The sequence below is a fragment of the Rhodococcus yunnanensis NBRC 103083 genome (genome assembly GCF_001895005.1).
Classification (GTDB): domain Bacteria; phylum Actinomycetota; class Actinomycetes; order Mycobacteriales; family Mycobacteriaceae; genus Rhodococcoides; species Rhodococcoides yunnanense.
The window spans coordinates 209,888-230,132 of sequence record NZ_BCXH01000008.1 but is presented as its reverse complement, the minus strand read 5'-3'; the positions used below and the strand labels follow the sequence as shown (position 1 = coordinate 230,132).

At 64.5% G+C, this 20,245-nt stretch carries 11 protein-coding genes; 5 read left to right on the top strand and 6 right to left on the bottom strand.

All coding sequences use genetic code 11. From position 1 onward, the window contains the following. Nucleotides 1-586 precede the first annotated feature (586 nt). The 5 genes from RY1_RS30865 (at nt 587) to RY1_RS15520 (ending at nt 11,458) form a co-directional block, all read left to right on the top strand. A complete protein-coding gene (locus tag RY1_RS30865) occupies nt 587-712 on the top strand; it encodes a hypothetical protein (protein ID WP_281249978.1) in 126 nt (41 codons plus the stop codon). Between the two features lie 7 nt (nt 713-719). After that, nucleotides 720-7,160 carry a type I polyketide synthase gene (locus RY1_RS15535; protein WP_072804571.1) on the top strand — a complete coding sequence of 2,147 codons (6,441 nt, stop codon included), beginning with the start codon at nt 720-722 and terminating at the stop codon, nt 7,158-7,160. A gap of 1 nt (nt 7,161) precedes the next feature. Continuing rightward, the gene (locus RY1_RS15530) at nt 7,162-8,514 is read left to right on the top strand and encodes an aminotransferase class I/II-fold pyridoxal phosphate-dependent enzyme (RefSeq protein ID WP_072804569.1); all 1,353 of its coding nucleotides are present in this window, start codon (nt 7,162-7,164) and stop codon (nt 8,512-8,514) included. Between the two features lie 159 nt (nt 8,515-8,673). After that, nucleotides 8,674-10,845: an MMPL family transporter gene (locus RY1_RS15525; RefSeq protein WP_084727448.1), complete on the top strand. Its 2,172-nt coding sequence runs from the start codon at nt 8,674-8,676 to the stop codon at nt 10,843-10,845. Beyond that, nucleotides 10,835-11,458: a GNAT family N-acetyltransferase gene (locus RY1_RS15520; protein WP_072804568.1), complete on the top strand. Its 624-nt coding sequence runs from the start codon at nt 10,835-10,837 to the stop codon at nt 11,456-11,458. The genes RY1_RS15525 and RY1_RS15520 overlap by 11 nt, the downstream gene beginning before the upstream one ends. 40 nt (nt 11,459-11,498) lie before the next feature. Here the strand turns inward: RY1_RS15520 and RY1_RS15515 are convergent, their stop codons facing one another. The 6 genes from RY1_RS15515 to RY1_RS15490 all read right to left on the bottom strand — a co-directional run bounded on the left by RY1_RS15515 (nt 11,499) and on the right by RY1_RS15490 (nt 20,220). Continuing rightward, nucleotides 11,499-14,063, bottom strand: coding sequence for an aminotransferase class III-fold pyridoxal phosphate-dependent enzyme (locus tag RY1_RS15515; protein ID WP_072804566.1), 2,565 nt, complete (start codon nt 14,061-14,063; stop codon nt 11,499-11,501). A 217-nt stretch (nt 14,064-14,280) separates the two neighbouring features. Beyond that, nucleotides 14,281-15,069: a hypothetical protein gene (locus RY1_RS15510; protein ID WP_072804564.1), complete on the bottom strand. Its 789-nt coding sequence runs from the start codon at nt 15,067-15,069 to the stop codon at nt 14,281-14,283. 56 nt (nt 15,070-15,125) lie between these two features. Continuing rightward, the gene (locus tag RY1_RS15505) at nt 15,126-15,839 is read right to left on the bottom strand and encodes a hypothetical protein (RefSeq protein WP_072804562.1); all 714 of its coding nucleotides are present in this window, start codon (nt 15,837-15,839) and stop codon (nt 15,126-15,128) included. Nucleotides 15,840-16,004: 165 nt separating this feature from the next. Further along, a complete protein-coding gene (locus tag RY1_RS15500; RefSeq protein ID WP_072804561.1) occupies nt 16,005-16,859 on the bottom strand; it encodes a class I SAM-dependent methyltransferase in 855 nt (284 codons plus the stop codon). Then, nucleotides 16,856-18,370: a flavin-containing monooxygenase gene (locus RY1_RS15495; protein ID WP_174565388.1), complete on the bottom strand. Its 1,515-nt coding sequence runs from the start codon at nt 18,368-18,370 to the stop codon at nt 16,856-16,858. The genes RY1_RS15500 and RY1_RS15495 overlap by 4 nt, the downstream gene beginning before the upstream one ends. Further along, nucleotides 18,367-20,220, bottom strand: coding sequence for a phytoene desaturase family protein (locus RY1_RS15490; protein WP_072804559.1), 1,854 nt, complete (start codon nt 20,218-20,220; stop codon nt 18,367-18,369). Before RY1_RS15490 ends, RY1_RS15495 begins: the two co-directional genes overlap by 4 nt. Nucleotides 20,221-20,245: the final 25 nt, after the last annotated feature.

Genomic DNA, 20,245 nt, shown 5'->3' with positions numbered 1-20,245 from the left:
GCGCAGCCGCAGCAACCCGCGCAGCCAGCGAACCCGGCACACCCCGCCGACCCCACACCCCCCGCCGCGCACCCTCCAGCCCACGCGCACGATGCACCCCGCGCAGCCGCTGCAACCTGCGCAGCCCGCGAACCCGATACCCCCCGACAGTTGGGACTCCGACGGTCGTAGCACCGACGATCGAACGCCCGATGCATGGATGCCCTCCGTGAAATTTGCTGCACCACAGTAATTTTTGCCCCGCACGCTCGTCAAATACCGCCAATTGAACTGCACGACAACATCTCCGAAGATCGGGATAGAGATACGACCTTCACTACAGCCAGTGGATCGACCGTCCAGTATGTCCGCACGAGCGTCCAACTTCTACGAGCTCCGAAACATGTTGAAAACTGGACCTTGTCGTCTCCGGACGCGACGAAGCTCGTCAACTCGCTTCCCTATGGCGGTTCTGCACCGAGTCTGGTTGTATTCAGTCAGCGCCAAGCGGGGGATCGTGTAGGGGCAGCCGAACGGAGTCTTCCGTTGGCTGTGGGCAATTCGGATGCCGCACCCTCGGCGCGCACGCGTTTCGGGGGGAAACACGATGATCGAAGCCGAGCCAGGTGCTCTGTCGCAGGTCGACGCCTCCCCGAAGCCTGCCCCCAAGCTCATCAGTGCCATCAAGCTCATCAGTGCCATCAAGCTCATCAGTGCCATCAATGCTTCTTAGGAGAGTCATGGTCGAGGTTGCACTCGTCGGTATCGGATGCCGTTTCCCGGGAGGAGTCCACGACGGGCAGAGTTTCTGGGAGTTCATGATCTCGAAGGGTGACGGAATCGTCGATATTCCGGCGGACCGATGGAATGTCGACCGCTTCTACGACCCGGATCCCGACGCCCCCGGACGCATGTACACCCGCAAGGGCGGATTCCTGACGCAGTCTCTGTGGGACTTCGACCCCGAGTTCTTCGGCATCTCTCCTCGCGAAGCGGCGGTCACCGATCCACAGCAACGCCTACTTCTCGAGGTGGCATGGGAGGCGCTCGACGACGCAGGTCACGCCGGTCGCGTCGCCGGAAATCCGATCGGCGTGTACGTCGGCGGTTTCACCAATGATTCTGCGGGACTTCGTTCCTCGCAGATGGGGCGCCCGTTCATCAATGCGCACAGTGCGACCAGCTCGTCGCATACACTGCTGTCGAACCGGATCTCGTACGCGCTGGACCTGATCGGCCCGTCGATGACCATCGACACCGCATGTTCGTCGTCGCTCGTGGCGATGCACGAGGCCGTGCGGGCCCTCGATCGCGGCGAATGCGAGATGGCCCTCGTCGGCGGCGCGAACACGATGATCCGACCGGAGACCTTCATCTCGATGTGCAAGGGCCGTTTCCTGGCGTTCGACGGCCGTTCCAAATCCTTCGACGCCGCGGCCGATGGTTACGGCCGCGGCGAGGGCGCGGGCATGGTGCTGCTACGCCCCCTCGCCGACGCCGTACGCGACGGTGACCGAATCTATTCGGTGATCCGCGGCTCGGGCGTCAACCAGGACGGACGCACGATCGCGATCCCGGTGCCGAACCCGGTATCGCAGCGGATTCTCGCGGAACGTGTCTGTGCGGAGGCGGGTATCGATCCGAGTCGGGTCGGGTACGTCGAAGCACACGGAACAGGGACATCGGTCGGCGATCCACTGGAATTGGATGCTCTCGGTGGCGCATACGGCGCTGTGCCCGGCCGCGAGATTCCACTCGTCGTCGGGTCGATCAAGGCTTCGATCGGTCACACCGAGGCCGCCGCCGGTATCGCGAGCGTGATCAAGAGCGCATTGTCGATCCACCATCGCACCATCGTGCCTCAGGCCTGGCTCGATACCCTGAACCCGGCAATTCCGTTCGACGAGTTGAAGATTCGTGTTCCCGTCGAGGTCGAGCCGTTTCCCGATCTGTACGACAGGCCGATCGTCGCCATCAACGGCTTCGGCTACGGCGGCACCAACGCGCACGTCGTCATGGACAGCGCCCCGACCATCACCCCACATGTCGACACCCCGGCAGGCCCACGCATCTTTCCCCTGTCCGCTCGTACCGAGGCCGCGGCACGCGAGGTCGCAGCAACCCTCGCCGACCGGCTCGAGTCCCTTCTCGAGGATGCACCCGAGTACACGGTCGACGCATTCACCGCGTCCGCGTGGACTCGGCGTGCGCATCACCCGGTCCGGGCGTCTCTGAGCTACAGCGACTCCGCTGGTCTACTCGCCGGACTGCGCGATTTCGCCTCCGGCACAGGGAAAACCGCACACACGGTCGCCGGCGCGGACGCTCCCCCGGTCTTCGTGTTCAGCGGTATGGGGCCGCAGTGGTGGGGCATGGCACGTGAACTTCTCGCTGCGGGAGGAGAATTCGCACGCACAGCCGCAGTCGTCGACGCAGCCTTCGTCGAGATCGCCGGATGGTCCATCATCGAGGAGCTGAACCGCGACGAGGAGTCCTCGCGGATCACCGACACGGAGGTAGCGCAGCCGGCGAACTTCCTGGTCCAGGTCGCCCTCGTCGCCGAGCTGCGGTCGCACGGCGTCGAGCCTGCCACCGTCGTCGGGCACAGCGTCGGCGAGGTCAGTGCGGCGTACGTCAGCGGCGCATTGACGTTGCACGACGCGTTGCTGGTCAGCTGCCACCGAGCGCGCCTGCAGGCCACGACGGCAGGTAGCGGCTCGATGCTCGCTGTCGGATTGTCCGAAACGGACGCGCTCGCCCGTCTGGCCGAGGCCGGGGAGGACATGAGCGCGCACGTGTCCATTGCAGCGGTCAACAGCCCGTCCGCGGTCACGCTTGCGGGCGATGCCGTTCACCTCACCTCGCTGGCCGAGGCGTTGACCGAAGCGGGCATCTTCGCCAAGCGCCTCCAGGTGGAGGTGCCGTACCACAGCCATCTGATGGATCCGATCCTCGACGAGGTCGCCGGCGCGCTCGCGTCGATCGAACCGCGGGTTCCCGAACTGACGCTGTTCTCGACCGTCACCGCAGACGAGGTCACCGACGACGGATGGGGCGCGTCGTACTGGGTCGACAACGTGCGCAAGCCGGTTCGGTTCGCGGACACGATCACTGCACTTCTCGCGCGAGGCCACCGCGTGTTCCTCGAGGTCGGCCCGCATCCTGTGCTGTCCGGAAACATTCGTGAGATTCTCATTCGGACCGGCGATCCCGGCACGTCGATCGCAACGCTCGTCCGCAAGCAGAGCGATACCGAAAGCCTCACTGCCACACTGTCGAACCTGTACACAGCCGGTTCGTTCGACGGTCGCATCTTCGCGCCCGGCGAGGCGGCAGCATCACCGCACGTCGAGCTGCCCGCCTACCCCTGGCAGCGCAGCCGGGTATGGACCGAGGACGAGGCGTCCGTCGCCGATCGCTTCGGATCCACCACCGTGTATCCGATGCTCGGTGACCGTTCCGGATCGGCCTCGCCGGAATGGCATGCGGAGCTGGCGATCTCACAACTCCCCTGGTTGCACGACCACGTCGTCGACGGACTCGTACTGCTGCCGGGCACCGCATACCTCGACGCTGCCCTCAGCGCCGCAGCCGTGCGAAGCGGCCGAGGAGAGGTGGGACTGGAACACGTCGAGTTCGTGGCGCCACTCGTCGTCGACAAGCACGATGTACCGGTGCTGCAGATCGCGGTCGAGGACAGCACCCGGCGTTGTGTCATCAGGTCCAGATCCGCGGCGTCGACGACATGGACCGTCAACGCGACCGGACGTCTCGTCGAGGGTCACTTCGATGCGCCGTTCGTTGCGTCCGAGCTGACCGGGCCCGTTCACGAGGTGACCGGTGACGCGCTGTATCCGCTGCTGCATGCCGCGGGCCTGCAGTACGGTCCCGCGTTCCAAGGTATCGAGGAAGCACGCATCGGGACCGACTTCGTCGTCGCGACGATCGACACGACCGCGCATTCGGGGTCCGGCCACCTCGTTCATCCGGCAGTTCTGGACACCGCGCTGCAGTGTGTGGCCACCCTCGCCTCTCCGTCCGGTGTCTCCGGTGCGGTGGTGCCTGCGGCGGTGGCGACAGTGCGCCGCTACGGCCCCATCCCCGACCGTGCCACCGTCGTCGTCCGCCGGACGTCGACCGATCCGATGCGAGCCGATATCGCCGTCACCGACGACGAAGGGCGAGCCGCGGTCACCCTGAACGGTGTCGAGTTCCGCCCCATCGCGCCGCCGCAATCGCTGCACGCGCAGCTGTCGAAGGTCTTCTACGAGCCGGTCTGGGAACTGCGCGACAACCGCGACGCCGGCGCGGTGGGTGAGACGGCAGCACACGACTTCGCGCTCGTCGTCGTACTCGGCGACGCCGAGGGGACCACTGCGACGGCGCGAGCCGATGCCATCGCCTCCTCACGTGAGAATGCGCGAATCATGGACGCGGACAGCACTACCGATCGAGATCTGGTCGCAGCGCTGCGCGAGGGACTGGCTGTCGACGGCGTCGAGCATGCAACCGTCGTCGCCGTCGCCGGACGGTTCGAGGACCCGGCGGACGCGGTCGCGTCGTTGCTGATTCTCGCACGGGCCGTTCACATCTCGATCTACGGCGACGACACCGGCCCCGCGACGGAACCGGGTTCGGTCACCGCGGTCGTCGTCACCGAGCGCGCGTTCTGCATGCCGGGCGACACGGACGGCGCCGACCTGGCGCACGCCGGTCTCGTCGGTGCGCGCAGATCGCTTCGAAACGAACAGTCGCCCGCTGCATGGCGATTCATCGATACCGAGCCGCGGACATCCGAACTGGAACTGGTCACCGAGACGTTCGCCTCGGGTGCGTTCGCAGGTGATGTCGTCGACGAGGTCGCACTCCGTCAAGGCTCGCGGTGGGTTGTCGTACTCCAGAGCAGCCTCGACGATCACCTCGCGCTCCGAGATCAACCGACGGTTCTGCGCGACCCCGAGCAGTCTTTCGCGGTCGAAGTTCCGAAGTCGAAGCTGCTGTCCGACATCGCCTTCCGTGCACACGATCGACGCGCCCCCGGGCCAGGCGAGGTCGAGGTCCGCATGGAGACCGTCGGATTGAACTACAAGGACCCGCTCAAGGTCATGGGAGTACTGACGGACAAGGAGCTCGCGGGCACTTACTTCGGAACGACTCTCGGGCTAGAGGGCGCAGGAACGGTCACCCGTGTCGGCCCCGGCGTCACCGAGGTGTCCCCCGGTGATCAGATGGGCGTCTGCGCCCGCAACATGATGCGCCGCTACGTCACCGTCGGAATCGACGAGGGCGGCACGATGTCCATTCCCGACGGATGGCAGGCAGGTTGGTGCTCGTCGATCCTCCCGTTCCTGTGTGCGCACTACGGACTGATCCACCTCGCGCGCGTGCAGCCGGGTGAGACGGTTCTCGTCCACGGGGCCGCGGGAGGGATGGGTCTCGCCGCCGTCCAGGTCGCGCACCTGCTGGGCGCTCGCGTCATCGCGACCGCGGGTACCGAGGACCGACGAGCCGTCGCCAGGGCTGCGGGCGCCGACGACGTTCTCGCGTCGCGGTCGCTGAACTATTCGGAGGAAGTGATGGCCCTGACCGACGGCAGGGGCGTCGACGTCGTGTTCAACTCGTCTCCCGGCGAGATCATGGCCCAGAATCTGCACGTGGCAGCGGAATTCGCACGAATCGTGGAGATCGGCAAGGCCGATATCTACTTCGGCGGCGTCATGGACCTCGAGCCCTTCGACCGTAACCTCACGTTCTTCGCGGTGGACATGGACCGGATGTTCGAGCACAAACCGGCTCTGGCGCGGCAGGTCACCCGCGAAGTGCTCGATACGATGATCTCGGGCGACTACGTCCACCTTCCGTATACCACGTATCCGCTGGACCGGGTGGGTGAAGCATTCGATGCTGTGGTGCGCTCGACCCACACCGGCCGTGTCGTGCTGAGCCTGGCCGAGGATTCCCCCGTCGTACGTCCGAGGATCCCCACGGTCGACATCGACCCCGACGCAACCTATCTCGTCACCGGCGGGTTCGGCGCATTCGGTTCGGCCATCGCGCGGTGGCTCGTCGACGAGGGTGCGCGCCACCTGGTGCTGGTCGGCAGGAGCGGGGCGATCACCGATCGAGCCCGTGCGACGGTGGAATCGTTGTCCGCGGCCGGAGTGGTTCTCACGCAGGAGCTCGTAGACATCTCCGATCCCGATGCCGTCGCTGCGATGATCGCCAGAGTCGGCGCGACACCTCACCGGTTGCGTGGGGTGTTCCACACGGCAGGAGTGGTGAACAACCACGCAGTCAACGACATCGACGAGAATTCGCTGCGCAGCGTGTTCCTTCCCAAGGTGACCGGGGCTCTCAATCTCGATCGTGCACTCGATGCTGCGGGAGTGGATCCGGACATCTTCGTGATGTTCTCGTCGATGAGTTCTCTGACCGGAGGCGCACCACAGGTCTCGTACTCGGCAGCCAATTCCGTCCTCGACGCGCTGGCATGGTCCAGGCGTAACAGGGGCAAGTCCGCATTCACCGTCAGCTGGGGTTCGATGTCAGGAGGTGGAATGGCCGAATCGCAGCAGGAGGTGGTTCGCTATCTGGAGATGCTCGGGTTCCGGAACATCGACATGGACGCGGCGACGCTCTATCTCCGAGAGAGCCTGACGCTCGACATCCCGCACGTCGCACTCGTCGGAATCGACTGGGAGCAATGGGGTATCGCCAATCCGGCATCGGCGAGCATTCCGCGTTTCGCCGCTCATATCGCGGCGGCCAGCACCGGAGGTTCCGGCATCTCGGCGCTGCACGCCGAGATCCTCGCACTTCCGGAGGAACAGCGGGCCGAGGTCCTGACGTTCATCCTCGCCGAGCAGCTGGCGCTCGTGATGGGCATCGATGCCGAAGCCGTCGACATCGTGACTCCCCTACCCGAACTGGGGCTCGATTCACTGATGGCTGTCGAATTCGCAGCCCGGGTCGGCAAGGCAGTCGGCCTCGAACTGTCCGTGCTCGAGTTCGGCCGCGGTCACGGCCTCTCGGCCATCGGCGCGAAGCTGGCTGCGGGTCTGACGGCACGCGCGGACAGCGCAACATCGACGCCTGCACCTGCACCGATCGACGTCGACGTCATCGCTGCGGTCGGCGCAGCCGCGGACGACACCGAAATCCAGCCGGTAGGGAGTGTGTGACATGACCACCGATTCGCGTGAGATCGCACGGCAGCTACTGGCCAGGACCGGCTATTCGACGGTGCACGTCGACGAGAACGCTGCTGCGGCCGGCACTCCGAAGTCCGCCCCGACGCTGCTCGGCCGGACCGAGTCTGCGCAAGGCCGAGGGTTGCTCGATCATCCGGACATCGTTGCCACCGTCGCCCAGTTCGACGGCGTCGAGCAGATGTTCGCCGGATTGGAACTGCCGAACCCGCTGTACCTTCCACACGAGGGCAAGAGCGGACCGACCATTCGGCAGCTCGATCGAGACATGATCAACTTCGGCAGCTTCAACTACCTCGGCCTGAGCGCCGACTCGCGTGTGGCGGATGCAGCGAAGGCCGCCATCGACGAGTACGGCACGTCGGTGTCGGCAAGCCGGATCGTCTCCGGCCAGATACCGCTGTACGCGCAGTTCGAGGCGCAGATCGCCGAGAAGTACGACGTCGACGATGCCGTGGTCACCACAAGCGGCTACCTGACGAATGCCGCTGCGGTGGGTTACCTGCTCGGCCACGGTGATCTCGCGGTCTGCGACGCTCTGGTGCACAGCAGCATCGTCTCCGGAACCGAATGGGCGGGATGTCGCCGAGTCACGTTTCGGCACAACGATCCGGCGTCACTCGAAGCGATACTGAAGATGTCTCGCGGCAGCTTCGGCCGCGCGATGGTGATTCTCGAAAGCCACTACAGCATGGACGGTGACGTTGCCCTGCTGCCGCAGCTCGTCGAGATCGCCCGTCGCTTCGACTGCGCCGTGATGATCGACGAGGCGCACTCCTTCGGTGTTCTCGGGGAACGTGGCCACGGCATTCGCGAGTTGTACGGGCTTCCCGGCGACGCGGTCGACGTCTGGATGGGGACGATGTCGAAGGCGCTGGGCAGTGTCGGGGGATTTCTCGCCGGACGACGGGAACTGATTCGGGGTTTCAAGTACTCGGCCCCCGGCCTCAGCATGTTCGCCACCGCTCCCGCACCGGCGTCCATCGCTGCGGCATCGACGGCGCTCGCCATCATCGACGCCGAACCCGAGCGAGTGGCCCGGCTGCGGGAGAACGCGTCGTACGCGTTTGCGCTCTCCCAATCGTTGGGATTTGCGACCGGACTCGCCGAGGGCACACCGATTCTGCCGATCATCATCGGTGACACACAGAAGACCGTGCTTGCCGGAGTGAGTCTGTTGCACGAGGGGATCAACGCGAACTCGATCACGTATCCGTCCGTTCCGCTCGGCGAGGAGCGACTGAGATTCTTCGTCTCCAGCGAACACACGCACGAACAGATCGACACTGCGCTGACCGTTCTCGCCTCGGTGTTGGAGCAGTTCTGACGAAGGGACATCCGAACACGAAGCAGGGGAAGGAGATACGCGAGAAGCTCGGCCCGCCGGACCATACCGGCACGATCTTCTCCAACACTATCGACTGCTCCTCTCGATCGGGGTAATCTCGCCCCGTCGAGCGATCGTTTCGAACGGACAGGACACACTGTGGCCGACAACGCCGATGGATCGACCCAGCATCGAAACCGCCCGGTGCAGTTCGTCATCCGGCACGCGCGCTTCGTCGTGGCAGCATGCGTTCTCGTCATCGTCGTCGCGGGAGTGTGGGGCATCGGCGTCGTCCGAGATCTCAGTCTCGGCGGTTACACGGACCCGGGAAGCGAGGCCGCCGAAGTCGACGAGATCGTCGAGGCACAGTTCGGTCGTCAGGTTCCGGACGTCGTCATTCTCTACACGCCCGAGGACGGGCGCAGCATCGATCGGATCGGCACCGACGTCGAGCAGAATCTCGACGAAATCGATCGGGCGGTCCTCGCTCGCGATCCCGTCTCGTACTGGAACATGCCACCGGTCATCTCCCAGGGCCTGAAGTCGTTCGACGGAAGATCCGCCATCGCGGTGCTCACACTCGTCGGCGACGAGGACACACGCGTCAAGACGTTCCTCGACCTCCGAGATGCCAGGCAGATCGACGGTATCGACGTGCAATTCGGCGGCTTCTCCACGATCGCCGACGCCTACAACACCGAAGCCAGAGCCGACCTCGTCCGAGCCGAGACCATCACGTTCCCGATCCTGATGGTTCTGCTGCTACTCATCTTCGGCGGCGTGACCGCGGCGGCCGTTCCACTGTGTATCGGCGGGCTCAGCATTCTGGCCTCACTCGCGGTGATGCGGCTGCTCACCACGTTCACCGAAGTCAGCATCTTCGCGACCAACATCGCCTCGCTCGTCGGGCTCGGCATGGCGGTGGACTACAGCCTGTTCGTGCTGACCAGATTCAGGGAGGAGCTTCGGCGGGGCGCGTCCACCGAAGAAGCCGTGTATCGGACGATGTCCACGGCCGGCCGTACGGTGGCATTCTCGGCGTTGCTTCTCGTGTGCGGTTTCATCGGCATGCTGATCTTCCCGCAGGCGATGATCCGATCACTCGGCTTCGGCGGTATGGCCGCTGTCGCCGTCGCCGCGTTCGTCTCACTCACTGCGCTACCCGCTGCGCTCGTCCTGCTCGGCCCACGCATCAATTCGTTGAGCTGGAGAAAAGGCGCGATCGATCGCGGCGATGCCCGGGCCGAACGCTTCTGGCGCTCCGTCGCGGAACGGGTGATGCGGCGGCCCGTGGTCGTCGCAGTCGCCATCTTCGTTTTCCTCGGGTTGCTCAGCGCGCCGATCTTCGGGGTGGCGCTCGGCGACCTCGACCACAAGGGACTTCCTCCCGACGCGCCCGCACGAATCGCGACCGACACGCTGTTCTCCGACTTTCCGCTCGCCAATTCCGGTGTGACGGTCATGGTCGTGTCCGACGCGGGCGGCCAACCGGATCCTGCGCTCGTCCAACAATTCGCGGGCGAGATGGGACGAGTCGACGGCATCGCTGCCGCGATCCCCTCGGGAAGTGCGGACGACTACGCGGCGATCCGAGCCATTCTGACCTCCCCCGACAGAACCAAGGAGGCCTTGGCGACGGTCACGAGGCTGCGAGGCCTCGACGCCCCCGACGGAACCGAGATTCGCATCGGGGGTGCGACGGCTCTGAGCCAGGACGGTATCTCCTCGGTGTACGACACGATCCCGTGGATGTTCGCGATCATGATCACCGCGACGTTCGTCGTCACCACCGCAGCATTCCGCTCGGTGGTGTTGTCCACCAAGGCGATTGCGATGGCCATGCTGAGCCTGGCAGCAACGTTCGGCGTACTCACGTGGGTCTTCCACGACGGCCATGGCGCAGGGCTTCTCGGTATCACCCCTGGCCCGCTGCAGGCGACGATGAGCATCCTGATCATGGCCGTGGTCTTCGGACTGTCGACGGACTACGAGATCTTCCTTCTCTCGCGCATCGTCGAAGCGCACGACGCCGGTGCCACCACACGGGAAGCGGTCGCAACCGGCGCCGCGCGAACTGGACGGGTCGTCACCGCGGCAGCGCTGTTGCTCATCACCGTCACCGCCTTCTTCTCGCTGTCCGAGCTGGCGATGATGCGACTGGTGGGCATCGGCGTCATCGTCGGGTTGCTTCTCGACGCGACCGTGGTGCGGATGCTTCTCGTTCCGGCGCTTGTCGCACTCATGGGCGAGGCGAACTGGTGGCTGCACCCACGAAAACCCCTCGACCCGAATCTCCGAACGACGGACAAGGACTCCCAACATGTCGGTTGAGATCAGACTCGCCACGAGTGCGGACATACCGGCGATGTCCGCCATGATGTCTCGTGCATTTCAGGTGGACGACCCGGTCAGCGGTTATTTCTTTCCCGACGACCGACGCCGGCCGACACAGCAGCGCCGCATGATGTCCGCGCTGATCCGCCATCGCTATCTGCCCGTGGGCGGTGCCGACGTCGCCGTCGTCGACGGCGTGATCGTCGGTGTGAGCCTGTGGCATCCGCACGATGCACCACCCGATCCGTGGTGGCGCATGTTGATCAGCGGACCGCACCTGTTGTGGGCGATGGGCCGCGGTGTGCGCGCAGGCATCCAGATGGATCGCGTGCTGGATGCGGGCGCGCCCGATCCCGAGGCAGTTCTGTGGGTCTATCTGGGTGTCGAACCGTCGCTGCACCGATCGGGGGTCGGTCGCCGACTCACTCGCGCGATGGTCGATCGGTGCGATCGCGACGGCCGGACGATGTACGGGATCTGCAAGGAGGGCAACCTTCCGTTCTGGACGGAAATGGGCTTCGTCGAGGCGGAGACCGTCACCATCGGACCGAAGGGCCCACTCGTGTATCGGGTGAATCGTCCGCCCGCACAGGTGACGAGCGAGCCGTAGCCCGCCCGTCTCCCTGTACAGCCGATGGGTGTCCTACCGGTTACTTCTCCTCACGCCACCGCGTCGACTCGGCCAACTCGAAGCCGTAGCGATCGGCCAGCTCTCCCAACCTCTCGACGTTCGCGGCATCGAGTTCGACTCCGATGCTGCGCAGTTCGAACTCCCGCGACAACGACAACAGCATCGTCTCGGCCATGCACGCGTACGTCAGACCGGGAGCCAGACCGTAGGTGAGCCCGAAGTTCGAGCCCGAAGGCAACCGGACGATGCCGCCGTCGAACACGGTGACATCGGGACGAACGCTGCCGACGTCGTGCGGAATGTTCGGCGGTTGAGCGACGTCGCACACGATGGCGTTCGGTGCCAGATCGACCGCATCGATCAGCGAGTGCGGTGCCGATGTTGCCGCGATCACGATGTGAGCGCGCGCAACTCCGAGCCTCGGATCGTCGAAGAATTCCAGACGTCCCGACGAGATGAGGTCGTCGATCGACCCACCTGTCTGGCGTACCGCATCCGCGAATCGACCACTGCCCTCCCCTGCGCCGCCGACGATGACGGTGGCCGCCTTCCACAGTTTCGGTGCGATCTTTCCGTGCTCGCCCGGACGTCCCACCAACGACACCGTGCCCACTTCCGGTGCTAGCGCCCGCGCGATCGTGCTTCCGATCGCTCCGGCCGCACCGAGTATCGTCACCCGCAGATCGGCGAGATCGAGACCCCGTTCGACGCACACCCGCCGCACAGCACGGATACTCGCTGCGGCAGTGAACGAATTGCCGGTGGTCAAATACCCCGCCCGCTGTCCGAGCGCCAGACCGTTAGCGGTGATGACCGACGAGTATCCGCCCAATCCCACCACTTCGGCACCTCGGGCGAATGCCAGATCGACAGCAGCCGCCACTGCGGCGACGGCCACCATCGGCGGCAACTTCAGCAGCGCCGCAGACGTGAACGGAAGCCCGATCAGGGTTCCATGCGCAGCATCTCCCTGCGTCGGGATCACGCGGCCGCTGCCGATCACCATCGGTGACGGATTGAGTTCCGACGTCGCCCGCGCGAATCGGCCGAGCAGTTCACCTCGTTCCGTTTCGTCGAACTCGCCGAGAGCGTTGTCGAACGCCCCGAACACCTCCAGATCGAGTGGATGCGCGAGGAACCCGAACAGGTGATCACTCTCGTGCACCTGAACATGAGGCAACCGGGAGTCCGCATTCCGGTACACCGTCGGCACCGATTTGGGCTGATGCCCGACGAGGTGGCCCATCAGGCCGGCGAGATCGCCTGCGGCGGCGAAACCCACAGCACGATCGAGTGCAGCCACCAGACGCCTGCACTCGGAATCCGACACGGTCAGTGGCGGTTCCACCCGCAGCACCCTCGCACCGAACAGCGTCGGCGCGATCCGAATCCCTTCCACCCGCAGCAGATACGACGCCACCATCACCGCTAGGTTCTCCTGATCGGCGATCGAGCCGAGCAAGGACTGCGCCCCGACGAAGTTGATGTCGTCGGTGAACTCGACACCGAGCAGCAAGCCCTGTCCTCGCACGTCGGTGATCACCCCTGGGTACTTCATTGCCACCTTCTGCAGTTCCCGCTTCAACACATCACCGCACTCACGCGCGCGGGACACCAACGCACGGTCACCGGCGATCAGTTCGTCGATCACCGCGAGGCCGACCCTGGCAGTCAATGCACCGCCCGCGAACGTCGACGTGTGACGCAGTGCGAAACTCTCCCCGACCAGATCTGGTTTGCACAGCACCGCTCCGCTGGGCAGAAGACCACCGCCCAGCGCCTTCGCCAAAGCCAGGATGTCGGGAACGACGGCTTCGTGATCGCAGGCGAACATCCGACCCGTCCGACCGAACCCGGTCTGCACCTCGTCCACGGCCATGAGAACGCCGTGCGCAGTGCAGATTTCACGCACACGCGTCAGGTATCCGGGCGGAGGCGACACGACGCCGCCCTCCCCCTGAATCGGCTCCACGACGAATGCGGCGTAGTAGCCCGGCCTGGCCGTCAACTCCCGCTCCAACGCGTCGCTGTCACCGAACTCGATGGCGTCGAATCCGGACACCGGCGCCCCGAACCCGACCTGGTACTTACCGTTCCCCGTGGCCGACAGGGCTCCGAGGGTCTTTCCGTGAAAACTGTTTACGGTGCTGAGGATTCCCAGCCTGCCCGTCGCGGAACGCGCGATCTTGATGGCTACCTCGATGGCCTCGGCGCCGCTGTTGACGAACGTGACGCGGCCGAGACCGACGGGGGCCACGCTGACCAACCGTGCGGCAAGATCCCCTGCGGCCGACAGAACCGAAGGTTGAACGAAGACTGCCTCACTGCGCTCTCGCACTCCTTCGATCGCCCGCCACACCGAACGAGGACTGTGCCCCAACGGAAGAGCACCGTATGCCCCGGCGAAATCGAGATAACCCCGGCCTGCGGCGTCGTAGAGCGTCGTACCTTCGCCGCGAACGTATTCCGCGTCGAGATCGACGGCGCTCAACAAGCCGGACAATTCTGGATTCACATACGCCGAATACCCCGCGCTGCCACTGGACTGGCTCGTGACGGGATGCCCGATGGTGGTGTCGGTCATGAATGCTCCGTGTTCTTTCGAAACCACCCCTGGCCGCCCGCGTTGCCAGCGGGCAACCAGGGCTCGCCCCACTGCAGGACGCAAGCGCGATGCTAACCGTCGAACATGCGGCGCTCAGTGAGGATTTCGCACACGGAGTACGTCGAAAGGCCTGAAACCTCTTCTGCGGTCGGTTTCTTCCACCGACCGCGCGTTCAGCTGTAACAGAAGTCACATCTCAGCTGTCGGAAATTGCCGACAGAATCCACTTGCCGTCGGTCTTCTCCATGTTCACCACGATCGGCCCCTCGGCATTGCCCTGCGCGACGCCGCCCTGTGTCGCACTGACATTCAGGACCGCCACGAGCTCCGCCTTGTCCGACTCGAGGCGGGTCACACCGATGTCCGAGATATCGGCCTGCGTCGCCGTCTGGGTCTGCTGCACAGCCGACTTGGTCGTATCCGCCACGCGGTCGAACTCGGCCAGCATCTCCGGATTCAGATACGCACGCGCCTTGTCGAAATCCTGGTCGACGGTGGCGTCACTGTAGGTGTAGAGCGCGGTCAGAGCATCCTCGGCTTCCCGGGTCACTTCCGAGGTGGCGCCCTGATCGACCCAGGCCGTGTTGTCCACCTTCGCACCCGGCTCGAACGCGGCAACCACCGCGAACGCCGCCAGCACCACGGCTACTGCTCCGACAACAGCGACCCCGGTCCACGATCTGCGGCCGGCGGTGGCGGTTGCGGGTGCAGCGGCGGTGCTGGTGGTCTCGGCCTTGGCGGTCTCCGCCTGGGTGGTCTCGGCCTTGGTGGTCTCCGCCTTGGACAGATCGACTGTCGGAGGCTCTGTGCTCAGCGGTTCTGTGCTCACCGGTTCTGTGCCTACCGGCTCGGGGGCCGTGGACTCAGCCGTGGACTCTGCTGCGGAGTCGGCTATCGACTCGGTCTTGCGGTTGGCGCCCGCGACCTTCTTTCGAGCCTTGCTCGTCGTGGTGGGCGGGACGATCTTCCGGCGCTGGGGAGGCACTGCAAACAACTCCTTGGAACTGTTGAACTTCGGTCCGGCAACGGAGGCGGTTCTCGCTACGGGCCGCTGGTGGCACCGGGAACGGCGGCAGGAGCCTCGGCCCCGGAAGGAGCCGTGTTCGGGTCGGTAGGCACTGCACCCGGATCGACGGGCGGTGCATTCGGATCGAGCGGCAGGGCATTCGAATCCGGCTGCGCTGCGGCCGGGTCGAGCGCGATTCGACCGCCCACGGGATCGACTTTGTTGGCCTTCCACGTGCCGTCGACGTCCTCCATGAACAGGCGCATCGTCAGCTTCACCTTCTGCTCCGGCTTGTCCGGCCAGGTGGTGGTTGCCGCGATGACGACGAGTGCCGTCGCCGTGCCCTCGTCGGCGCTCAATTCGGTGAGTGTCGAATGCATCAACTCCGCCGAACTCTTCGCACCCGACGTGCGGACGGTGTCGTCGATGGAGGATCGAGTGGCTTCGAGGTCGTTCAGCATCGTGTCACCGGTGATGGACGATTTCATGTCGTCGAAGGACTGATCGATGTTCGCCGCGTCGACGGTGTTCAGGTTGATCGCTACTTGCTGCGCACCCGTGAGCGCGGAGTCACGAGTGTCGGCGACCGACTTGTCCGCCCACGCGTTTTTCCATCCGATCCCGAACCACACCGCTGCCACCAGGGCCACCACTGCGACGACGGACACGCCGATCAAAACCGGCCTTGCTCTGTTCTTCGGCTCAGGAGCCGATGCTGCCGACTCCTGAGCTTCGGTGTTTGACGTCACACTCCACACCCTACTACGGGGTAACTTCAGCACCTCAACTCCTGACTACCGAGAATTGGCGCCGACCGATGGTGCAGACAGAGGTCTAGCTCGGATCAAGGTTGTGCCGTCCCACTCGATCTTCTACTTCGCCGTCGCTTCACTTCGTCGAGATCACGAGCCGTGTCAGGCGAATTCGATGAGAATGTTGCAAGGGCGCAGATCACGCACGCCTGCCAACGACCCGAACAGCGGATTCAGCCTCTTGAATACCAACCCGCGCCCCTGGACCATCTTTATGTCGCGAACCGCGGCGACTCCACGAATCGTGGACAACTCAGCGCGGATCGATCCGAATGTCGCACCCCAGACCATCGGGGGGAGACGGTAGGCATCATCTTTGGTATCGACGTCGCGTCCGCGCATCATGAGCTTCGACAACCACGTGCCGTCGGTCGTCTCACCGACCAGCCAGGGCGGTACCGCATCGAACATCATCGACGCTCGCGGGAATCGTTCCGCACACTTCGCTACCAGATCGAACACCGCATCGCCGTCCAAGTACATGAACAGACCTAGTGCCGTGATCAACAATCCGTCCGACGCATCGATCTCGTCCATCCACGAATGATCGAGCGCAGAGCGAGAGAGAAGGTGGGTTCGATCCGAAGGCGGCATGACCCTTCGTCGCAACGCGATCACGTCCGCCAGATCGACCGATACCCAGCGGACCTGCTGGTTGTCGACCCGCTGGAACTGAGTCTCCAAACCATCGCCCAACGCAACCACGGTGCCCGCCGGGTGACTGGAGAGGAATTCCTCGATCTGTCGGTCGAAGGTAAGCGCTCGCAAGGCCAATACCGCCCGAGGATCGCCGAAGCGCTGCCGGAACGGATAGTCGATGGATGCGTATAGCTGCTCGGCAACGGGGTCGTCGAGGAAGGAATCCGGACGGCGCGACTCTTCCGCACGGCAGTACAGAGGCCATAGCAGAGTTTCGGGGATACCCGTCAACTCCACCTTGAATTGCGGGGTATTCACTGTATGCCCTCTCCTCTCAGTGGTGTGTGGATCTTTTCTTCCGGCATCGGCTCGCGTGCACCTCCGACGAGCGAGTACGCAGTCGGGTCGAGACGTCGGGTGCGAAGCCGGTAGGCCAGAACGGCGTCGGGCCAGCTACTCGTAACGCGGCCGCTGTCGTGCCGGTACCAGCTGGCACACCGCGTAAAGACAGACCGCCGTAGCTTGCGCTGCATCTCCTCGTCGAATGTCGCCGCCGCATCCGCGCGCACCTCCAAACCTTGTCCGACATTGCGCTTGATCAAGTCGACAGCTTGGCGGATGTACCGCGACTGCGACTCGATCACATAGATGAGCGATCCGGCCGACAGACTAGTATTCGGCCCAACCGCCATGAAGAAGTTCGGGAACTTCGGGACTGCCATCCCCAGGTAGCCGTGCGCACCTCCCTTGGCTGCCCACTCCTCGGCGAGATCACATCCGTCCCGCCCAGTCACGGTGATCGACCGAAGAAACTCGGTCGCCCGAAACCCGGTGGCATAGACGATGACGTCCGCTGGATGCACGGTTCCGTCGGTGGTTCTGACGCCGGATCGAACGATCTCTGCGATGTCTTCGGTGATCACCGAGACGTCGGATCGCGCGACCGCAGGCAAGTAGGTGTTCGAGAACACCACTCGCTTGCAGCCCATCTCGTAGTCCGGGGTGAGCGTCGTGCGCACGTTGTCGTCGGGAACCTGGCGGCGCAAATGTCGACGCGAGATCCAGGACAGAGGCCACCGAACCGCCGGGACGTCGACAAGGCCGAGAGAGGCCGTATCGAGCATGGCGAAGAAGAAGAACCTCTCACCCCGCTGTACCGACGGGAATCTCTCGAAGAGGGCCTTCCGCCATCTCGGGTACTCGACATCCATCTTGGGGAACACCCACGGGGCATGACGCTGGAAGACCGACAACTGCACCGCCTCCGACGCGATGGCCGGGATGAGCTGGGCCGCACTGGCTCCCGTACCGATCACCGCGACACGCTTGTCCGCCAGATCGACAGTGGGGTCCCACTCGGCGGAATGCATCGAGATGCCCTCGTAATTCTCGACTCCCGCTATATCGGGCAGACGAGGCTGAGACAGTTGCCCGACGGCGCTCACCAGAACGTCAGCGCTGAACTGTGCGCCGTCGGCCGTCGCAACCGTCCATCGAGAATGCTCGTTGTCATAGGTAGCGCCGACCACCTCGCTACCGAACCTGATCCGATCGGTGAGCCCGAAACGTTCTGCGACCTCCTGTGCGTACTCGTAGATCTCGTTGCGCATCGCGAACCGAAAGGTCCAGTCCGATTTGGGAGCAAACGAAAACGAGTACAGAGGCGACGGGGTGTCGACGCCTGCTGCGGGATAGCGATTGTCCCGCCAGACCCCACCCACGTCGGCCGCGCGCTCCAAGATCAGAAGATCCTCTGTTCCGTGAGCGAGGAGCTCGACCGCAACTCCCATACCGCCGAATCCGGCACCGATGATGATCACTGACGTCACGTCTGTGAATCCCCGGCAGGGTCCTCGACGAGACGAGCCGACGTAGGTGTCGGTCGTCGCCCCGCCGTCTCCGAGTGACTGTCGACCTGCGCTCCGTTTCGTCTCCCCGCGGGATCCGGGTGCGACTGCTTGCGCTCCGGGCGAGTGCACACCCACAGGGGGTCCACGGTGTCGCCAATAGGTCGAAGCCGTCGAGTGTCGGCAAGGACGGCACCGCCGCGCACCTCCGCGTCGAGGTCACGACCGAGAATGGCACCCGCAGCATGCATTCCACTCAGCATCGCGCCGGAAACTCCCGGGCCCCACGTAGTGCTGGTCCCGGCGAGAAAGAGGCCGGGGATCGCAGTGCGTACACCGGGCCGGAAGATTCCCCACTGACTCACCCGCGGCTCCAACCCGATGCCAGGATTGGTGCCGGTGTAGCGCTCTTGGGTGGCGGGTGTCGAACTCTCGGACCACGCCACCGAAGCTCGCGCGCCTGGAATCGCTTGCTCGACCCGGTCGAGCATCCCTTCGGTCAGGATCTCTTTCACCTCTCTGTAGACCGGGTTCTCCCGATAGCTGCCATTGTCGACCGACGCCTGGTCCAGACCCCATACCGAGGGTTCCGGCGGTGCGATCGACAAGCTCTCTACTGCTGCGCATCCCGGCGGCGCAGTCCGCGGGTTGTCGGGATCACGCGTCGTTCCGGAGTGGACCATGCTGATCTGCCGACGGGCGTAGTCGCGTGCCCACGCCATAGGTTCGCGTCCTCCTGCCTTGGTGACCAACTCCGGCAACGTCCTCAGCAAAGTCCTAGTGTTCGCGGTGTCGTCCCAGGACGGCAGGACGTAGTAGTTGGTATTCGGCGCCGAACGAAGGTCGAGTTCGAGGCCGAAGTAGGCGGTGAAGTACGGAGGCGACATCTTGAACCCGCGAATCCTTCTGGCCTGCCACCACGGTAGGTGGTCGTAGCCGACGAGATCGCGGTAGGTCTTGCCGATGTCGATGTTGGACACGACGACCGGGCTTCGGAGTTCGCTACCGTCTGCAAGTTCAACCCCCGTGACCCGACCGTTCTCGATCAGGACCGAGCTCGCCGTGACTTCGGTGCGGATCCGACCACCGTGGCTGAGGATGACGTCGGCGAATCCCGCCGACATGGCTTGCCCGCCTCCCTTGGGAAACCACGACCCGCCATCGACATATGCATGCAAATATCCCGCATGCATGCCCACGGACGCCGTGGTCGCTGCGGAGGCGTAAGCACCCGAATAGAGGGACACCAGCAGCGCGATCCGCGGACTGATACCGCTTGCTCCGATCAGTGCGGCATGTGGTGCGTACATCCACGACGACTTCGCGCCGATCCGACGCATCGCCGCGAGCTGGTTCCGCCGCGATGCACAGGACGTGCTGTGGTCGATTCCCCCGCCGATCGCGCGTAGAACCCCGAAGTAACGCCGGATCGCTCGTTCTTCTCTGGGAAACTCCACAATGAAGTTGTCCATCAACTGATCCCAGTCGCACGGGATCTTGAGTTCGAGGTCCGGGGCGATGACGGTGTCGAATCCGTCCCGGTCCATTTCGACGAACTGCACACGCTCTTGCAAGCCGAGGCCCTTCAGCACACGACTCACCTGCCCGTCCGGCCCACAGTCGCCGAGATAGTGGACACCGACGTCGAATTCCCACCGTCCACGACGCCTGAAGACATGGGACGAGCCACCGATCACGCTGTGCTGCTCGAGAACCAGTGTGCGCTTGCCGGCAGAGGCCAGGTAGGCCGCCGCGGACAGACCACCGAGGCCGGCTCCCACCACGATTGCATCCCAATTCTCCTGTGGCGAATCATCTCTCGACTCGGACATGGTCTCGTTCCTCCGTAGTTGTGGG